This window comes from Anabaena sp. CCY 0017 (assembly GCF_963920885.1).
GTDB lineage: Bacteria > Cyanobacteriota > Cyanobacteriia > Cyanobacteriales > Nostocaceae > Nodularia.
This window is the reverse complement of record NZ_CAWUDG010000020.1, coordinates 1-17,904: the sequence shown is the minus strand read 5'-3', so window position 1 is coordinate 17,904 and position 17,904 is coordinate 1. Positions and strand designations below refer to the sequence as shown.

General features: G+C 43.9%; 15 protein-coding genes, 2 tRNA genes and 4 pseudogenes. 13 read left to right on the top strand and 8 right to left on the bottom strand.

Translation table 11 applies throughout. From position 1 onward, the window contains the following. Positions 1 to 8 precede the first annotated feature (8 nt). The 4 genes from ACM0OW_RS19710 (at position 9) to ACM0OW_RS19695 (ending at position 3,745) form a co-directional block, all read left to right on the top strand. Positions 9 to 548, top strand: coding sequence for a YqeG family HAD IIIA-type phosphatase (locus tag ACM0OW_RS19710; RefSeq protein ID WP_414551841.1), 540 nt, complete (start codon positions 9 to 11; stop codon positions 546 to 548). Between the two features lie 516 nt (positions 549 to 1,064). Beyond that, positions 1,065 to 2,174 (top strand): glutamate 5-kinase, encoded by a 1,110-nt coding sequence (proB, locus tag ACM0OW_RS19705; protein ID WP_414551840.1) that lies wholly within the window; start codon positions 1,065 to 1,067, stop codon positions 2,172 to 2,174. 134 nt (positions 2,175 to 2,308) lie between these two features. After that, positions 2,309 to 2,393, top strand: a tRNA-Ser gene (locus tag ACM0OW_RS19700). A gap of 170 nt (positions 2,394 to 2,563) precedes the next feature. Beyond that, on the top strand, positions 2,564 to 3,745 hold the full coding sequence (locus ACM0OW_RS19695) for a CapA family protein (protein WP_414551839.1): 1,182 nt from the start codon (positions 2,564 to 2,566) through the stop codon (positions 3,743 to 3,745). A 16-nt stretch (positions 3,746 to 3,761) separates the two neighbouring features. On the opposite strand, the gene ACM0OW_RS19690 is transcribed toward ACM0OW_RS19695, so the two are convergent. Further along, positions 3,762 to 4,310, bottom strand: coding sequence for a PadR family transcriptional regulator (locus tag ACM0OW_RS19690; protein WP_414551838.1), 549 nt, complete (start codon positions 4,308 to 4,310; stop codon positions 3,762 to 3,764). A gap of 113 nt (positions 4,311 to 4,423) precedes the next feature. Here ACM0OW_RS19690 and ACM0OW_RS19685 point away from each other — a divergent pair, with 113 nt between their 5' ends. Both ACM0OW_RS19685 and ACM0OW_RS19680 read left to right on the top strand, forming a co-directional pair. Continuing rightward, complete coding sequence (locus ACM0OW_RS19685) at positions 4,424 to 5,761, top strand: efflux RND transporter periplasmic adaptor subunit (protein WP_414551837.1); 1,338 nt, start codon at positions 4,424 to 4,426, stop codon at positions 5,759 to 5,761. 167 nt (positions 5,762 to 5,928) lie between these two features. Then, on the top strand, positions 5,929 to 9,060 hold the full coding sequence (locus ACM0OW_RS19680) for an efflux RND transporter permease subunit (RefSeq protein WP_414551836.1): 3,132 nt from the start codon (positions 5,929 to 5,931) through the stop codon (positions 9,058 to 9,060). 54 nt (positions 9,061 to 9,114) lie between these two features. Here ACM0OW_RS19680 and leuD read toward each other — a convergent pair whose 3' ends face one another. The 3 genes from leuD to ACM0OW_RS19665 all read right to left on the bottom strand — a co-directional run bounded on the left by leuD (position 9,115) and on the right by ACM0OW_RS19665 (position 11,870). Then, complete coding sequence (gene leuD, locus ACM0OW_RS19675) at positions 9,115 to 9,726, bottom strand: 3-isopropylmalate dehydratase small subunit (RefSeq protein WP_414551835.1); 612 nt, start codon at positions 9,724 to 9,726, stop codon at positions 9,115 to 9,117. Positions 9,727 to 9,858: 132 nt separating this feature from the next. Further along, positions 9,859 to 11,262: a 3-isopropylmalate dehydratase large subunit gene (gene leuC / locus ACM0OW_RS19670; RefSeq protein WP_414551834.1), complete on the bottom strand. Its 1,404-nt coding sequence runs from the start codon at positions 11,260 to 11,262 to the stop codon at positions 9,859 to 9,861. Between the two features lie 350 nt (positions 11,263 to 11,612). Further along, positions 11,613 to 11,870 (bottom strand): hypothetical protein, encoded by a 258-nt coding sequence (locus ACM0OW_RS19665; protein WP_414551833.1) that lies wholly within the window; start codon positions 11,868 to 11,870, stop codon positions 11,613 to 11,615. A 102-nt stretch (positions 11,871 to 11,972) separates the two neighbouring features. On the opposite strand from ACM0OW_RS19665, the gene ACM0OW_RS19660 reads away from it, so the two are divergent. Next, a complete protein-coding gene (locus ACM0OW_RS19660; protein ID WP_414551832.1) occupies positions 11,973 to 12,197 on the top strand; it encodes a CopG family transcriptional regulator in 225 nt (74 codons plus the stop codon). A gap of 3 nt (positions 12,198 to 12,200) precedes the next feature. Here ACM0OW_RS19660 and ACM0OW_RS19655 read toward each other — a convergent pair whose 3' ends face one another. After that, the gene (locus ACM0OW_RS19655; RefSeq protein WP_414551831.1) at positions 12,201 to 12,662 is read right to left on the bottom strand and encodes a DUF29 domain-containing protein; all 462 of its coding nucleotides are present in this window, start codon (positions 12,660 to 12,662) and stop codon (positions 12,201 to 12,203) included. 93 nt (positions 12,663 to 12,755) lie between these two features. After that, positions 12,756 to 12,828: transfer RNA gene (locus tag ACM0OW_RS19650), tRNA-Val, on the bottom strand. Positions 12,829 to 12,952: 124 nt separating this feature from the next. On the opposite strand from ACM0OW_RS19650, the gene ACM0OW_RS19645 reads away from it, so the two are divergent. After that, a complete protein-coding gene (locus ACM0OW_RS19645; protein ID WP_414551830.1) occupies positions 12,953 to 13,534 on the top strand; it encodes a metal-binding protein in 582 nt (193 codons plus the stop codon). Positions 13,535 to 13,560: 26 nt separating this feature from the next. Further along, positions 13,561 to 14,367, top strand: coding sequence for a nucleoside triphosphate pyrophosphohydrolase (gene mazG, locus ACM0OW_RS19640; protein ID WP_414551829.1), 807 nt, complete (start codon positions 13,561 to 13,563; stop codon positions 14,365 to 14,367). A 1-nt stretch (position 14,368) separates the two neighbouring features. Here mazG and ACM0OW_RS19635 read toward each other — a convergent pair whose 3' ends face one another. Together ACM0OW_RS19635 and ACM0OW_RS19630 are read right to left on the bottom strand one after the other, a co-directional pair. Continuing rightward, positions 14,369 to 14,719 carry an aldehyde dehydrogenase family protein gene (locus tag ACM0OW_RS19635; RefSeq protein WP_414551828.1) on the bottom strand — a complete coding sequence of 117 codons (351 nt, stop codon included), beginning with the start codon at positions 14,717 to 14,719 and terminating at the stop codon, positions 14,369 to 14,371. Then, positions 14,691 to 14,999 carry an aldehyde dehydrogenase family protein gene (locus ACM0OW_RS19630; protein WP_414551827.1) on the bottom strand — a complete coding sequence of 103 codons (309 nt, stop codon included), beginning with the start codon at positions 14,997 to 14,999 and terminating at the stop codon, positions 14,691 to 14,693. Before ACM0OW_RS19630 ends, ACM0OW_RS19635 begins: the two co-directional genes overlap by 29 nt. Positions 15,000 to 15,003: 4 nt before the next feature. On the opposite strand from ACM0OW_RS19630, the pseudogene ACM0OW_RS19625 reads away from it, so the two are divergent. From ACM0OW_RS19625 to ACM0OW_RS19610, 4 pseudogenes are all read left to right on the top strand, one after another. Beyond that, positions 15,004 to 15,690 (top strand): annotated as a pseudogene (locus ACM0OW_RS19625) (BMP family protein); the annotation flags it as partial. Positions 15,691 to 15,932: 242 nt separating this feature from the next. Beyond that, positions 15,933 to 16,946 (top strand): annotated as a pseudogene (locus tag ACM0OW_RS19620) (transposase). An 86-nt stretch (positions 16,947 to 17,032) separates the two neighbouring features. Further along, positions 17,033 to 17,449: pseudogene (locus ACM0OW_RS19615) on the top strand (ABC transporter permease subunit); the annotation flags it as partial. A 54-nt stretch (positions 17,450 to 17,503) separates the two neighbouring features. Further along, positions 17,504 to 17,863 (top strand): annotated as a pseudogene (locus ACM0OW_RS19610) (ABC transporter permease subunit); the annotation flags it as partial. Positions 17,864 to 17,904 lie beyond the last annotated feature (41 nt).

Here is a 17,904-nt window from a genome sequence, read left to right as displayed (position 1 = left end):
AAATTCACATGATCTGGAACAAGCTCTTACAGCCTGACTTGATTTTAGAAGGTTCTGTATTAAACCTGACACCTGAAATGATTCAACAATACGGGCTGAAGGGTCTAGTGTTGGATGTGGATGACACCCTAGTCCCGTTTACAGTGGGGCTAGCCTCACCAGAATTACAACAATGGGTAGAGCAAATTCGGATTTGTACAGATTTGTTTTTGGTAAGTAATAATCTCAGTGAATCCCGCATCGGTGGTATCGCGCGATCGCTCGATTTGCCCTACTATTTAGGTGCAGCCAAGCCATCCAGACGGAAAATTAGAGCCGCACTCACAGCGATGAATCTACCCGCAAACCAAGTGGGAATGGTAGGCGATCGCTTGTTTACTGATGTCATCGCGGGTAATCGTTTAGGAATGTTCACCGTTTTAGTAGATCCCATTATCCATCCCGATGCAGCCTTGCGATCGCATCCGATCCGCAATTTTGAAGTTTGGTTATCGGAAATATTGGGAGCGACTATCACTCCTAAAGAAACAAAAATTCACAAGACTTAAGAAATGGTTATTAAACTAAATCTAAAGAAATGGTTAAGAAATGTTTAGAGAATCCAAAAATCTGTGATTATATTTATTGATAATATGGGGTCAGCCAAATAAAGACCCTAGTTCATAATAGATAAAAATAAACTCGTAGAGCGTCGGCCTTCACCTATAGAAGGCTCGGCGCTTTACAAATTTTTACGTTCTGTAAGTCACAATCTAACACCCCACCCCCAGCCCCTCCCCGCAAGCGAGGCTACCGTGTACACACAAGTCTTATCAAGTTGCCTAACAGCGTTTCGATCCCCCCTAACCCCCCTTGAGAAGGGGGGAAAATTTCTTAAAGTCCCCCTTTTTCTACGCCGAAGGCGCATCCCCGAAGGGGTTTAGGGGGATTTAGGGGGATCAGATCACTTGTGTGTACACCGTAGGCAAGCGAGGAGGGGAGACAAGAGACAAAGTATCGAAGTTTCATAAGTCATCCAACGAACATGATATGACTAATGACTAATAACTAATGACTAATGACTAATGACCAAGACAATTGTTGTCAAAATCGGCACTTCTAGCCTTACTCAACCGGAAACCGGACAATTAGCACTTTCCACCATTGCCACTTTAGCAGAAACACTTTGCCATTTAAGGCAGCAAGGGCATCGAGTGATTTTAGTGTCCTCTGGTGCGGTGGGAGTGGGTTGTGCTAGGTTGGGCTTAACTGAACGCCCTAAAGCGATCGCTCTCAAACAAGCAGTAGCAGCAGTGGGGCAGGGTCGGTTAATGCGGATATATGATGATTTATTCACTACCTTAAATCAGCCCATCGCTCAGGTGTTACTGACTCGTAGCGACTTGGTGCAGCGTAGCCGCTATCTCAATGCTTATAACACTTTTCGGGAACTCCTGAGACTGGGTGTAATTCCTGTAGTCAATGAAAATGATACGGTAGCAATTGATGAACTGAAATTTGGCGATAATGACACCCTTTCGGCATTGGTGGCGAGTTTAGTCGAAGCAGATTGGTTATTTATCCTCACCGATGTAGACAAGCTATATTCTGCTGATCCCCGTTCTGTACCCGATGCACAGCCTATCTCTTTGGTAAGTAACCTCAAAGAATTGGCACAATTACAAGTGCAAACCACTTCTCCAGGTTCTCAATGGGGTACTGGTGGGATGTCAACTAAAATTTCCGCCGCCAGAATTGCTATTGCTGCGGGAGTGCGTACTGTAATTACTCAAGGACGATTTCCGCAGAATATTGAGAAAATTATCGCAGGGGAACTTCTGGGGACTCACTTTCAACCACAGCCGGAACCAACTTCGGCGCGGAAACGTTGGATAGCCTATGGTTTAGTCCCGGCGGGAAAATTATACTTGGATACAGGGGCGATCGCAGCGATCGCACAGGCTGGAAAATCTTTATTAGCTGCTGGAATTAAATCAGTTTCAGGAGAGTTTGACGCTCAAGAAGCAGTACAGTTATGCGACCATCACGGAACCGAAATTGCCAGAGGTCTGGTTAATTATAGCAGCGACGAACTGCAAAAGATTCGCGGCTGCCATTCTCAAGAAATTTTCACAATTTTGGGCTATGTAGGTGCTGAAACTGTGATTCATCGAGATAATTTAGTTTTAACTTAACTATGAAATCCTTGGGGATGCTATGATGGTTTATGGTGTTTGCTAAACTTACGGACAAAATATCGGCTATCAATAATGAAACGCTGATAAGTACGGCAAGTCTGATGGCATTTACTTAAATTCAATAAATAATTGGAGAGGTGTCCGAGTGGTTGATGGTGACGCACTCGAAATGCGTTTTGGGGAAACCCAACGGGGGTTCGAATCCCCCCCTCTCCGTTTTAACAGTTATCAGTTATCAGTTATCAGTCAAGAGATATATTTGGCTTTAAACCTGATGATTTAATTTTTTGGTTTTAGTTTCGTTAAATTTGTTCCCATAAATACTAGATATATACGTAAATACTGAGATGTAGGCTAGACTAATGCCATTGTGTGTGGAGTTAACAATGGTGAGTCAAAGAGTGTCGCAATTACTGACGTTTGGTTTTATTAGTGGCTGCTTTTGTCTAGGTATTGGGATGGGAGTTTTTATTCGCTTTGGACAATTCCCATTATCAGGTGCGACAGCCTCATTCACTGAACCTGAGTTATCTCTCGTTGCAGAACCAGAACCAACGCCAACGCCAGAGTCAGAAAAAATTGTTTTAAATACCGTTAGTATCAAAGCAGTTGGGGATATTATTCCGGGAACTAACTTTCCTGATTATAGATTGCCTAAGTCTCCAGATATTTTGTTACCAAAATCTGTGAGAGACTATTTACAAGGATCTAATATCTTGTTGGGTAACTTTGAAAGCACTTTCACTAACCATCCCTATACTTCTAAAGATATCAGTCGGGGACAAGTTTTTGCTTTTCGTTCTCCACCCAGTTACGCAAAATTATTTGCTGATGTGGGGTTTAATGTCTTCCATATAGCAAATAACCATGCACTCGACTTTGGACAGGTGGGTTTTCAAGATACAATGAACAACCTGAAAAATGTTGGTATTGCGACGTTAGGTCATAAAAATCAAATTCTTTATTTAGAAGCAAATAATATGGCGATCGCCATGATTGGCTTTGCTCCCTATAATATGTATAATTCTATTCAAAATCTGACAGCCGCCCAAGCATTGGTAACTGAAGCTAAAAAAAATGCTGATATTGTCATTGTATCTATGCACGCTGGAGCCGAAGGAACCGCAGCACTCCATGTCAGAAATAAAACCGAGTTTTTCTATGGAGAAAACCGAGGTAATTCTATCCAGTTTGCACGAACCGTTATAGATGCGGGAGCAGATTTAGTGCTAGGACATGGCCCTCATGTTCCCAGAGCAATGGAAATGTATAAAGGTAAATTGATAGCTTATTCTTTGGGTAATTTTATCGGATATCGGACTTTATCAACAAAGGCTCAAACTGCATACTCAATGATATTAGAAGTGAAACTAAATTCTCAAGGTGAATTAGTTGCGGGTCAGATTATCCCCATACATTTAAATAGACAGGGAATACCTGAAATTGACCAGTATTTTCGGACTGTGGGATTGCTGCGGAATTTAAATAAAAACGGTCATCTTGTGAGTCCGGTAACAATTAACCAGAAAGGGGAAATTGTTTTGCGCCAGAATAATCCAGATATCTAGTGTTTCCTAGCAAGGATTATTCTTGACTTTCTTGTGGGATTAACAAAGAAGCGATCGCTTCATCGCACCATTCAATCCACATAGTTTCGTAGCGAATCCCGCACCGCAGGGTGAGATAGATATGTCGTTCCGGGCGAGACAAATGATTCAAGTCGCCAAATTCTAGTTCGCGGGAGCGATAATACTCCAATTTTTGCTGATGGAATTGCTTGCGGCGCTCAATTTCACGGATGAGGATATCTTCAGGAACGATAAATCCACTGCGTACTTTTACTAGTAAATTTTCACGGATTGCGGTTGCTTCCGAGGGTTCAGCAATCCAAGAAATTAGTTCTTGTCTACCTACATCGGTAAGGGAATAGATTTTTTTGTCGGGACGAACTGATTGTGGCAATACTTCCACTTCTACCCAGTTTTTCTCCTGCATTCGTGCTAGTTCTCGATAAATCTGCTGGGAAGTGGCTTGCCAGTAGCAACTTACTTTTTCATTAAATTCTTTGCTCAGATCGTAACCTGTGCGAGGAGATTGAAGCAAAATGCTGGCGATCGCATGGGCTAGACTCATAATTCTCTCTTGACATAAACAACTAGTTGCATATACGCTTTAATTTATACAACTAGTTTTATAACAGTTGGTTGAGTATCACAACGCTTCTTTCTTGTCAACGTAGCACAAAAATGAGTGGCCAGACTATGGAAGCCGAAGTTCGGGAAATAGAGGTACAGGTGGGAGAGGAGGCTCTGAAACATCCCAGAAAGACTGGCATGAGGAATCTGCTAATTGCGAGTGGGATGTTTGTGGCGATCGCCTTCGGGGTATATGAACGGTTGTCTACTGGACAGGAAGTGGCTGTTTCTCCCCCATTGGCAGTACAAGTCATCAAGCTTGAGCCAGTACAGTCATACCAGGTGAAGCGATTTTATACAGGTGAAGTAGTGGCCACTCGTCGCAGCGAATTGGGCTTTGAACGAGGAGGCAAAGTCACACAAATCATCTTCAATCGCGGACAAACCGTAGAACAAGGCGCGGTGATTGCCCGGTTAGATACACAAAATCTCCAAGCACAATTGGCACAGTTAGCAGCGCAGCGATCGCGTGCAGTGGCAGAATTACGGGAATTGCAGAATGGTCCACGCAAAGAAACCATTGCCGTGGCTCGTTCTCAAGTGGCAGATTTAGAAAATCGGTTGCGGTTGGAAAATATTCGTCGCGATCGCCGCAGTTCTTTGTACGAAGAAGGGGCGATTTCCCGTGAACAGTTGGATGAGGTGGCATTTAATCGGGATGCCCTCGCCGACCGTCTCGCTGCGGCCCAGAGTGAATTAGAAGCGTTGCAGAACGGTACACGCCAAGAACAAATTGCTGCCCAAGCCGCTACTGTGGCGCAAATTGCAGCCAGTATGGGCGATGTAGAAATCAATATTGAAAAAAGCATTCTCCGCGCTCCTTTTCGTGGTGTAGTTGGGGAACGAAATTTAGATGAAGGCAGTGTGGTGCAAGCCGGACAGGCCATCGTGCGCCTAGTGGAAAATGTCACCCCTGAAGTAGAAATTGGCGTACCGCCCCAAGTCGTGCAGACCTTGAAAGTGGGGAGTCGTCAACAAGTGGAAGTGGGCGAACAAATTTATACTGCCCAAGTGCTGGCTCACAAACCAGAGATTAACCCCCAAACCCGGACTCGGACAGTGGTTTTGCAATTGGTTAGTACAGGTCAAACTATGCCAGTATCAGGAGAAATCGCCCGTCTGCAAGTGGAACAAATGGTATCTACCCAGGGCTTTTGGTTGCCAGTATCCGCCTTAATTAAAGGAGAGCGAGGATTATGGTCTTGTTTTGCTGTTGCGCCAGAGGGAGAAACCTATCGCATCGAACGGCGGGATGTGGAAGTGTTGTATACCGAAGGCGATCGCGTCTTGGTACGTGGCACAATCACCGCCGGAGAAGAGATTGTCAACAGTGGCACTCACCGCTTGGTTTCTGGGCAAATCGTAAAATCAGTGAACAGTGAACAGTGAACAGTTATCACGCCAATTATTTAAAGAAACGTTAGCGTAGCTTGCCAAAGGCTACCGCACCAGACACAGAGACCACAGAGTTAGGAGAGTTTGAGAAATTTTTTGCGTTAGGTGGTTGAGTGTTTTTTTATTTGGAAGTCTCTGATCTTTCTTAACTGATAACTGATATGGCACAGCTATTCTTTCGCAACTTGCGCTTGCTATTGTTGGCGATTTTTCTGATTGTGGCCTGGGGAACTGTCACCTTTCAATCCCTACCCCGACTGGAAGACCCTGAACTCACTTCTCGTTTTGCTCTAGTTACTACTTTTTTGCCAGGAGGAACCGCCGAACGCACTGAATCTCTGGTAACTGATCCCATTGAAGCCAAGATTGCCGAAATTCCGGAAGTCAAAACCTATGAGTCCACATCACGCGCCGGGGTTTCCACTATTTCCGTAGATTTACTCGATAATGTGGGTAAAAATCGTGTACCCTTGGTGTGGTCACGGGTGCGGGATAAATTGCGGGAGGTGCAAGGGGAATTGCCCAGGGAAGCCAGTGAACCAAAATTAGATGAGGGTGAAGTGCGTGCTTATGCTCTCCTCACAGCCCTGACTTGGGAACAGTCGGATGCACCAAATTACGCCATTTTGCAACGACGGGCAGAGGTGTTAAAAAATGCCTTGCGATCGCTCTCTGGCACAGATGAAGTGGAAATTTTTGGCGCACCCCAAGAAGAAATTACGGTGAATGTGAATACAGAAACTCTTGCTAGTTTGGGAATTACCGCCTCAGAATTAGCAGGGCAAATTCAACAGAGCGATGCGAAAACTTCCGCCGGACAGTTTCGCGGTGACAATACTCTGCTCTATGAAGTGCAGGGAGAATTGGATACCCTGAACCGTTTGCAGCAAATACCTGTAAGCTGTGCTAACTGTGCATCTAACCGCGAATTTCGGCTTTTGGCAGACATCGCCACCATTGAAAAAGGAATTGCCACACCGCCCACAGAATTAGCATTTACTGCCGGTAAAGCCGCGATCGCCGTTGGTGTTTATGTCCAGTCCCAATATCGTCTGGATCGCTGGGCTGTAGACGCACAGAAGGCGATTGATAGCTTTCGGGCTGATTTACCCAAAGGGATACAGTTAGAGATTGTCTTTGATCAGAGTCGTTATGTGACGGCGCGATTAAATAATCTCATTGGTAATTTGCTGTCTGGTACTTTGATGCTCTTCCTGATTTGCATTATCATGATGGGCTGGCAACAGGCATTGTCCGTACAAATAGCACTGCCGCTTTCAGTAGCGATCGCCCTGATTGTCATGGGTTTGTTGGGCATTCCCTTACATCAGATGTCGGTGACGGGGCTAATTGTAGCCTTGGGTATTCTGATTGATAATGCGATTATTCTCGTAGATGAGATGAATATCCGCCTCAAAGCGGGAATGACTTTAGAAACTGCCATTACAGAAACCGTGCAGTATCTGCGTGCGCCTTTGCTGGGGGGAACACTCACCACCGTATTCTCCTTTGCACCTATTGCCCTACTTCCCGGTGCAACTGGTGAATTTGTCGGTACGATTGGTTTAAATGTGATTGTGGCAGTGCTGGCTTCCCTGTTGGTAGCATTAACGATTTCGCCAGCGATTACCGCGAAAATTTATCAGTGGAATCATCGCCGCTCGTTCACCGATAAAGGTGTAGTTGGGAAAAGAAGATGGTGGCAAGCCGGATTTTCTCATCCTGGACTGACAGCCTGGTATCGCCGTTCTTTGCAGTGGTCTTTGCGGTATCCCAAACGCGCGATCGCCTTGACGTTGATTTTACCAGTAATGGGGTTTACCCTCATGACCACTTTAAGTTTACAATTCTTTCCTGCTGCTGACCGCGAACAGTTCATAGTGGAGTTAGAATTGCCTCCTGCCAGTTCTTTAGGGCAAATTCAGCAATTGACACAAGAGGTAGAAGCCACCTTACGCAGTCATTCCGAAGTTCAACAAGTGTATTGGTTTTTGGGCAAGAGTGCGCCGAAAGTCTATTACAACCAATTGACTGATCGGGAGAACGAGAGCAGTTTTGCTGGGGCGATTGTGCAGATGAATGGCATTGCTGGCGATCGCTTCATTCGCCAACTGCAAACAGAATTTAACAGCGCCTTCCCTAATGTCCGTGCTTTGGTGCGTCTATTTGAACAGGGACCACCTTTTGAAGCCCCAATTGAGTTAAGAATTTACGGCTCTGATGTTGATCGTCTGCAACAATTGAGTGAGCAACTCCGGGCTGTTTTGGCAGAAGTTCCCACCATTACGCACATTCGGACCCGCCTTAACGATGTGCTTCCCCAACTCTCCCTGGATATTGACGAACCAGAAGCGCGATCGCGAGGTTTAAGCCGTCGAGAAATTGCTCAACAATTGCAAATCATCACCGAAGGGGTAACTGGTGGCACAATTTTAGAAGATACCGAAGAAGTGCCTGTACGGGTGCGTCTGAGTAATAGCGATCGCGCTGACTTGAGCCAATTGCAATCGGTGAATCTGCTAACAAGCAATCGCAATGGCTACATTCCCTTAGAAACCATTGGCAAACTGAGTTTAATCCCCAAAAATGCCGCCATCACTCGCAAAAACGGTCGTAGAGTCAGCACAGTGCAGGGCTATCTCACCGCAGGAACCTTACCTGCTAACGCTCTGGCTGATTTTCGCCAACGTTTGCAAAACTCGTTCTCACTGCCTCAAGGCTATAGTTTGGAATTTGGTGGTGAAGAAGCAGAACGTAACAGTGCCACTGGTGGACTACTCGGCTATGGCATTGTGTTAGGAATTGCCCTGGTGGTAACTCTTGTACTTTCCATGAATTCTTTCGCTCTAGCAGGTTTAATTGGCATCGTGGCGATTCTTGCCATTGGTTTGGGCGGATTATCGGTTTGGCTATTCGGCTATCCCTTTGGTTTTAATCCCATTATTGGTACTGTGGGACTAATTGGGGTGGCGGTGAATGATGCGATTACTGTTCTCACTGCTGTCAAGAGTGATACCCTGGCACAGACAGGCGATCGCCCAGCCATAGTCGAAACCGTCATCCACACTACGCGCCATGTCCTGACAACCACATTCACCACAATGGCAGGTTTTATTCCCCTGATTCTCGGTGGTGGTGGATTTTGGCCTCCTTTAGCAGTGGTAATTGCCGGCGGTGTGGCTGGTGCAACCATTCTCGCTCTTTACTTTATTCCCTGTGCTTATTTATTATTGCCCTCGACGAAGCGATCGCCTCAAGACTCCCGGCTTTCCATAACTACGGTTCACTATTAATGGTGTCTAGAAGCGGAAAATTTGATTCATCAAGACAATTTCGAGTATTTAAACCTATTGACTTGCGGCTAATTTACCCCAACTCACATAAGGCAGTTTAGCCGCCGTTGCCCGAACTTGGTCAGCATTAGCCACTAACTGACCGCAAGCATCCCATGTCCCCGCAATAAAAGTGCTGCGAGTGCCTTCATTCATAGTCACTTTGGCTGTATAGTCACCAATTTGCGCTTCTAAAGTTTCCAAATTCACCGTCACAGCAGCTTGGGCATTAGTAGCTACGAGTTCTTGCAGTTTTTTGACTGTGGCTGCATCGGCTGTCAAGCAAGGTATACCCATTGCGACACAGTTACCAAAAAATATTTCCGCGAAACTTTCACCGATTAAAGCTTGAATTCCCCATTTAGCGATCGCCTGGGGTGCGTGTTCTCGTGATGAACCACAGCCAAAGTTCCGGTTAACGATTAAAACGTTTGCGCCTTGATATTGGGGTTGGTCAAAAGGATGTTCGCCTTTTAACGCTGTGCGGTCATCGATAAATACGCCTTCGCCCAATCCATCAAAGGTGATGGCTTTCAAATAACGGGCGGGAATAATCCTATCTGTATCTATATCATCCCCAATAAGGATTATACCGCGCCCTGAGATTTTTTTAACTTCACTAACCATAACTTTAAATTAATTTTGACTCGATTTTTGACAACAATCTGATTTGAGAAGATTTTGCACCACAGATATAGAAACGAGACAATGGCGGGCAAGATGCCCACCCCACAAGAAGATATATCTGTGGTTTTATTTTTATAGCAACTCGCGCACGTCTGAAACTTCCCCTTGGATAGCCGCAGTCGCCACCATCGCCGGACTCATAAGTAATGTGCGTCCAGAAGAAGAACCTTGTCTACCTTTAAAGTTGCGGTTAGAAGAAGAAGCACTGATTTGTCTGCCTTGGAGTTTGTCAGGGTTCATGGCTAAACACATAGAACATCCCGGTTCACGCCACTCAAAGCCGGCTGCTTCAAAGATTTTATCTAGTCCTTCGGCTTCGGCTTCTTGCTTCACCCGTTCCGAACCAGGAACAACAAAAGCTTTCACACCTTCAGCCACTTTGCGCCCTTGAGCAATTTTTGCTGCTTCTCGCAAGTCGCTGATTCTGCCGTTAGTGCAACTCCCAATAAAACAGACATCAATTTTAGTGCCTTTTATCGGTTGACCGGGAAACAAATCCATGTATTGATAAGCTTCTTCCGCAATAAATCGGTCTTCTTCTAGCAATTCTTCCGGCTTGGGTATAAATTGATTTACGCCGATACCTTGACCGGGTGTGATTCCCCAAGTGACCGTGGGAGAAATATCCGCCGCGTCGAAGACTACCACATCATCATATTCGGCATCAGCATCACTCTTAATGGATTCCCACCAAGTTACAGCTTTTTCCCATTCTGCACCTTTGGGGGCGAAATCTCTACCTTTTAAGTAATCATAAGTGACTTGATCTGGGTTGACATAACCACATCTCGCGCCGCCTTCAATAGCCATGTTGCAAACGGTCATCCGTTCTTCCATGTTCATTTGTTCAAAGGTGGTTCCAGCGTATTCATACGCATAACCTACGCCACCTTTTACACCTAATGTCCGAATGATGTGCAGAATTACATCTTTGGCGTAAACACCAGGGTTTAAAGTTCCGTTAACTTCTATTTTGCGGACTTTCAGTTTAGATAAAGCCAGAGTTTGAGAGGCGAGAACGTCCCGGACTTGACTAGTACCAATGCCAAATGCGATCGCACCGAATGCGCCGTGGCTAGATGTGTGACTATCACCACAAGCGATCGTCATTCCTGGCTGAGTTAATCCTTGTTCTGGGGCGATGACGTGGACTATCCCTTGATTACCAGAACCGATGTTATGAAAGGTAATATTATTTTCTTGACAGTTTTGTTCTAAAGCCTGGATCATATCTTCCGCCATGCGATCGACAAATGGCCGGGCTTGATTTTCAGTCGGGACGATGTGATCAACTGTGGCTATAGTTCGTTCTGGAAACAGCATCTTCAAACCCCTTTCCCGCAACATGGCAAAGGCTTGGGGACTGGTGACTTCGTGAATCAGGTGAAGCCCGATAAATAGTTGCGTCAGCCCTGAAGGAAGTGTTCCAACGGTGTGTAAGTTCCAAACTTTATCAAACAGGGTGCCTTTGCTCATACGAAAATCGTTATTTCACGAGTTAGAGCTACTATCGTATCAAAAAAGTGTCCAGCTTTTGCAGTTTTTCTTTGTCTCTTTGTGCTTTGGGGTTTCTCTCTCTGATGTATGGTGACTTTTCCAAGGTTTAATTATGGCGGTCAAGATGCGATACCCATAAACTAGCCCTGGCGACTAGAAGTCGCGGCTATACAAACCAAACCCGCCTGCGCGGGTTAAAAGGCTTTTTTACATTTATATCTAACTAGGACTTACGCATAATCTACGTTTTCTTGGCGTTCTTGGCGGCTTGGCGGTTCGATAAATCAAGATTTTTGGCAATTCTTGCGTAAGTCCTGCTAACAAATAAATCATTCTATTGTTCCTCGTTCTTCATATTCACCTTGAGGATGTCTAATAATGGGGTCATCTGCTAAACAACCGTAAGTCATATTAATAAAATCATGCCATTCTAGTTTGTTAACTTCTGCCTCTGCTAACAAATCAATGGTTTTCTGAACAGGTTTGACTGTCACTGTTACTTCTAACTCAGTTTCTTGCATATTCACAGGAATATCTAAATGTAATATCCCGTCTTCACCTACATAAGAATTCATTTTAATTTGCATGACTTAATTGTATGCTATTTCATTTAATATAACAAATAACCATAATTGTCACTTTAGGCTAATATAAAACCAGGAAAAATAAAATTACCTTTTGGTAATATCATGCAATCTGAAAAACTTTCTATTTCCTTACCAGCTTCTTTGGTGCAGTTTGTTGATAATTACAAAGTTACTAAAGGATGTAGATCTCGTTCTCAAGTGATTTCGTTAGCAATAGATTTGCTGCGATATCAGGAGTTAGAACAAGATTACCGCGAAGCTGCGGCAGAATTTAACCCAGAATGGGATTTCACCGTCGGGGATGGGCTGAAAAATGAAAGCTGGTGAAATTTACTCAGGCAAAAAATTTTGACGCAAACATTCATCCGCAGTAAAAGGAGAATCCACAGGAAAAGTATCAAGTAACAAACCAGTTTCTAAAGCCGCTTGTTGTCTTGCATCCTGATAACATATCCCAAAATTTTCTTCAAAGTAGTTTTTTAAACTAGGACTCTCTAGCAAAACTTCTTGAAGTCTCCGGCGATGCTCAAATATAGTAGATAGCCAACTATTAGTGCGTTTCTCTGGCTGGTACTTATATTTCAGTAAGTGCATTAAAACAACTATTAAATTACTTTTTAACGCTCTTTTTTCGCTTCTCCCCATGCATTCAATTTCTTCAATGAGATTGACTAAATCAACTTCCGCTAATTTACCTGCTTTGAGTTGTTTAGCTGTTGTCTCTAGCCACAGATAAAAATCTTCATCGTAAAGCTGGGAGTTTGTCAAGACTTTTGGTTGAGGCGCTGTCATCTAATTTTTCAACCTCCCAAGATTTAACCCGTAAATGAGAAACCATCTGCTTCCAATTTTATTCGGACGCAGATGGCAAGGTATTATTAAAAGTGGGTAGTACCAGACTCGAACTGATGACATCCTGCTTGTAAGGCAGGCGCTCTACCAACTGAGCTAACCACCCGTTTTGTCTTACAGTAAACCAATATAGCAAAGTATTTCTAATCGCGCAAGCCCTTTGGGAAAAGTTTTTTTTCACGTACAATAATAACTCAGTAATCCTTTGCCCACAGGCGATTAACTGCATTATGCCCTCTGGTGGAACTCACGATCGCATCACCTTATATACTCTGCCTGTAATCGCCGGTGTGACTTTATGGCAAACTCGCAGCAGCAATTTAACTCTGTTGGTTGCTGGTGGGTTTATGTTTAGCGGTCTGATGTTCGGCCCTGATTTGGATATTTACTCGCGTCAGTTCCAACGCTGGGGCTTTTTGCGCTGTATTTGGCGACCTTATCAAAAAAAGCTGCGTCATCGTTCGGTTTTTTCTCATGGGCCGATTATTGGCACAATTATTCGGGTGATTTATCTGGGCTGTTTCCTGGCGCTGGTGGCTACGGTGTTTTTGGTGATTGGGGAGAAGCTGGGGATTTTGGCTGTGACTTGGCAGGATTTGAGTGTGGCTTTGGGGCGATCGCTTGTGGTTTACACTACGGAATATTTGGCTTTGTTTTTGGGGTTGGAACTTGGGGCGATGAGTCATTCTCTCAGCGATTGGGGGGGTTCGGCTTATAAGCGGGTGCAGAAGCAGGGGGTGCGGAGTTTGTTTGCTGGGAGGAAGGGGAGGCGGAAGAAGGGAGGAGTTAAACGCAGAGGTACGCTAAGGTAAGCGCAGAGGTACGCGGAGGTTTTTTTATGGATGGGAGTTTGGTGGCTTTACGGGAGTTGATTGAGGTGGTGGCTAAGTTGCGATCGCCTGATGGGGGTTGTCCTTGGGATTTGGCACAAACTCCTCAAAGTCTGATTCCTTATGTGATTGAGGAGGCTTATGAGGTGGTTGATGCGATTCGTGAGGGGGATAAGCAGGGGATTCAGGAGGAGTTGGGAGATTTACTTTTACAGGTGGTTTTGCAAGCCCAAATCGCTGGGGAGTCGGGGGATTTTGGTTTGGAAGATGTTGTGAGGGGAATTTCTCAAAAGTTGATTCGTCGTCATCCTCATGTTTTTGGTGATGTGTCGGTGGATGGTGTGGATGAGGTTCGCCAAAATTGGGAGGCGATTAAGGCACAGGAGAAAGGGGAGGTTCCACAGAAGCATCAATTTAGTACTAAACTCGCTCGTTATTATCGGACTCTTCCCCCTCTGATGGCGGCGATGAAGATTTCCCAAAAGGCGGCGGGTGTGGGTTTTGAGTGGGAAAATATTGATGGGGTTTGGGCGAAGTTTCATGAGGAGTTGGGGGAGTTCCAACAGGCTTTGGCGGAGGAAACACCAGAACGTCAACAAGCGGAATTAGGAGATTTATTGTTTGCAGTGATGCAACTGGCGCGTTGGCATGATCTTGACCCTAGTGCAGCGTTACAAGGGACAAATCAGCGTTTTGTGCAGAGATTGCAAAAAATGGAGGCGGTTGTTGATCGCCCCCTTTCTGATTACAGTTTGGATGAGTTAGAGTCTCTATGGCAACAGGCAAAAGCCCAAATTGCCAAAGAGCAATCATAATTTATAGTTTTATTGTAACAGTCTTGACTTCGGTGTATTGTTGCAGTCCGTATTCACCGAGTTCTCGACCCATACCGGACTGTTTGAATCCGCCAAAGGGTGCGGCTGCATCGAATACGTCGTAACAATTTACCCAGACTGTACCCGCCCGGACGTTATTAGCGACTTGTGGCCCCTGTTGGGTATTGCTATCGAAGGGATTACCGACAATGCGCTGCTGGGCTTTGGCTACACTTTTAGCCACAAATTCGTCGTAGCATTTTTCTTCCACAAATACCCGTGAACCTGCACAGCAACACTGACCTTGATTGAAGAATAAGGCATCATGGGAACCTGCCTGCGATCGCCTCATCTAGATCAGCATCTGCAAACACGATATTGGGACTTTTACCACCCAGTTCTAAAGTTACCCGCTTCAGGTTACTTTTAGCAGCAGCTTCCATAATTAGATGCCCTACTTCAGTGGAACCAGTAAAAGCCACTTTGTCAATATCTCTATGACGAGCGATCGCCGCCCCGGCTGTGGGGCCGTATCCTGATAATAGATTCACCACACCAGGGGGAAAACCAGCCTCAATAATTAATTCACCTACCCGCAATGCAGATAAAGGTGTTTGTTCGGCAGTTTTCATCAGCGTAAATCTAGCTAAACAAAAGCTAAATGCAGAAATTGCCTATGTGGAACAAATCGCCCAAGCAGATCAAACAGAAGTATTAACAGACTTTGCCCGCAAGGGTTATAATCTGGTATTCGCCCACGGCGGACAATTTGATGCAGCTATAGAACAAGTCGCCGCCCAATTTCCCAATACATTTTTTGTGGGTGTAAATGGTAATACCAAGGCAGAAAATATTGCTTCTTTGCGAATTGACCACTTGCAAGGTAGTTATTTATGTGGCATAATTGGCGCTGCTGTGACTAAATCTAATAAACTAGCTTATATTGCTGGACAAAAATTTAATGCTACAGAAGAAGAATTACGAGGATTTGAATTAGGGGCAAAATCAGTCAACCCTAATATTCAAATTGTTTCCACATTTACAGGTGATTGCAATGATGTTGCAAAAGCCAAAGAAGCGACACTAGCTTTAATTTCTTCAGGGGCTGATGTCATTTATCAATGGTTAGATAGTGCTGGAACCGCAGTTTTACAAGCAGCCAGTGACCAAGGAGTTTATGCTTTTGGAAATACTAAAGACCAGCTAGATATTGCCCCCAAAGCAGTGTTAACCAGTGCCGTGAAACATTTGGATATAGCCATAGCCTATGTAGCAGAACTGGCAAAACAAAAACAACTCCAAGGACAGATATATATAGGACTTACGCAACTGGCACAGGCGATCGCTAAATTAAAGTACATTTGTATTATATAAGTGATGCAACTGGCACAGGCCAATGCCTAGTTTAGTTGATAGTACAAAGGTATGAATAAAACCGGATTCCGATAGCGTGGCGTTAGCCATAAGCTTTGTTTTCGCAATAGAAAGTTGCTCTCTGGGAAAAATCATGAAAATATTCATGAGAAAATAGGTAGAAGGTGTAAGAGATAATGTTGGTAATGAGCATGAGATTTACAAAGCTTAATTACTGCCAATACTTGTTAAGCAGTCAAATTAATTACACGATTACCAATTTAGCAGAGCATTTAGAGCATATTAGCCATGATGCAATTAATTATTATTTGAAGAGAGAAAAGTTAACACCGAGGTTACTATGGGAAAATGTGAAAGACGTAATTGAACTTGATGCCAATGGTTACATAATATTTGATGATAGCATTTTAGACAAAAGATATTCTCAAGAAATAGAGATGGTGAGGAGACAATATAGTGGAAACGAACATGGAATAATCAAAGGAATTGGTGTAGTCAGTTGTGTATATGTAAATCCTAAAGTGCAAAGATTTTGGGTAATAGATTACCGCATTTTTAATCCTGATCTAGATGGTAAAACCAAGATAGACCATGTGAAAGATATGCTGCAAAACCTTGTGTATCAAAAGCTTTTACCGTTTGATACGGTTTTGATGGACACGTGGTATGCGGTACACAGTTTAATGCTTTATATTGATAGTCTAGAGAAAGTTTATTATTGCCCTTTAAAAAATAATCGGTTAGTTGATGATACATGGGGTAAAGAAAAATATAAACGAATTGAATTGTTAGAATGGAGCGAAGAAGAATTAGAATGTGGTAAAATCATAAAAATTAAAGGATTTCCCGCTCAGAAAAAAGTGAACCTATTCCGGGTTGCTGTTTCTACCAACAGAACGGATTATGTCGCCACTAACGATTTATCTCAAAGTTCCACGAATGTTGTACAAGAGGTGTGTAAAATTCGTTGGAAAATTGAGGAGTTTCACCGAGAGATTAAACAACTAACTGGCATTGAATCTTGTCAATGTCGTAAAGCTAGGCTTCAAAGAAATCATATTGCTTGTGCAATGTTGGTTTGGATTAGATTAAAGAATTTAGCCTATCAAACCGGCCAAACTGTTTATTAAATCAAGCATATTTTGCTGTCTAATTATTTAATTCAACAACTCAAACGCCCAAGTATTCCTATGTGCTTGGTTTAATTTAAATTGTTGCGTGACCGAGCTACGCCCGCTCCCTATTTGTGCCAGTTGCATCACTTGTATAATACAAATGTACTTTAATTTAGCGATCGCCTCTAGGATACCAAATCGCTGCTGTTGGTTTTAACCCCACAGCCGCCCATTATGCCCGCATCTCTGTGAAAAATACGATTATGCTCGTTATGTCGTTAGCCGGTGGTTTAGCGGGGTTAGCGGGTGCATCTGAGGTCATGGGGTTCAAGTTCCGCTTATTTGAACAGGTATCCCCAGGCTATGGATTTGATGCTATTGCGATCGCCTTTTTAAGTCGCGGTAGTATTAACGGTGTAGTGTTAACTTCTTTGTTTTTTGCGGCTTTACGTAGTGGTGCTAATGTTATGCAACGTAGTGCGGGTGTACCTGTAACTGTCGTTTATGCTATTCAAGGATTAACAGTATTATTCATTGCTATCAGTCTCGCCATTGAAAGACAAGTAAAAACGCAGAGTGACGCTAAGGTTTAACGCAGAGGTACGCGGAGATTTCTTGGCGTTCCTTTGCGTTTCAATATAAAAACTATGGATAATCTTAATTTCTTTTCTGACTACTTAATTGCTAGTCTGCGTTTAGCCGTACCTCTAGCTTATGCAGCCCTTGGGGGAATGTACTCTGAACGGTCAGGAGTGCTAAATATTGCCCTTGAAGGAATGTTTCTTACTGGTGCTTTTACTAGTGCTGTCACTACTTTTTACACGAGTAATCCTTGGCTGGGAATTCTCTGTGCTTTAATTGCTGGGGGATTAGTCGGATTACTTCACGCTTTTTTATGCGTAAGTTTATACGTCAATCAATTAGTATCAGGTTTAGCAATTAATCTCGTAGCTTCCGGGGTAACATCGTTTTTAGCACGGTTAGTATTTGATGGGGGAGCAACGCGATTTTGTGAGTTTGGACAAAAAACAAGCGATCGCTAATAATC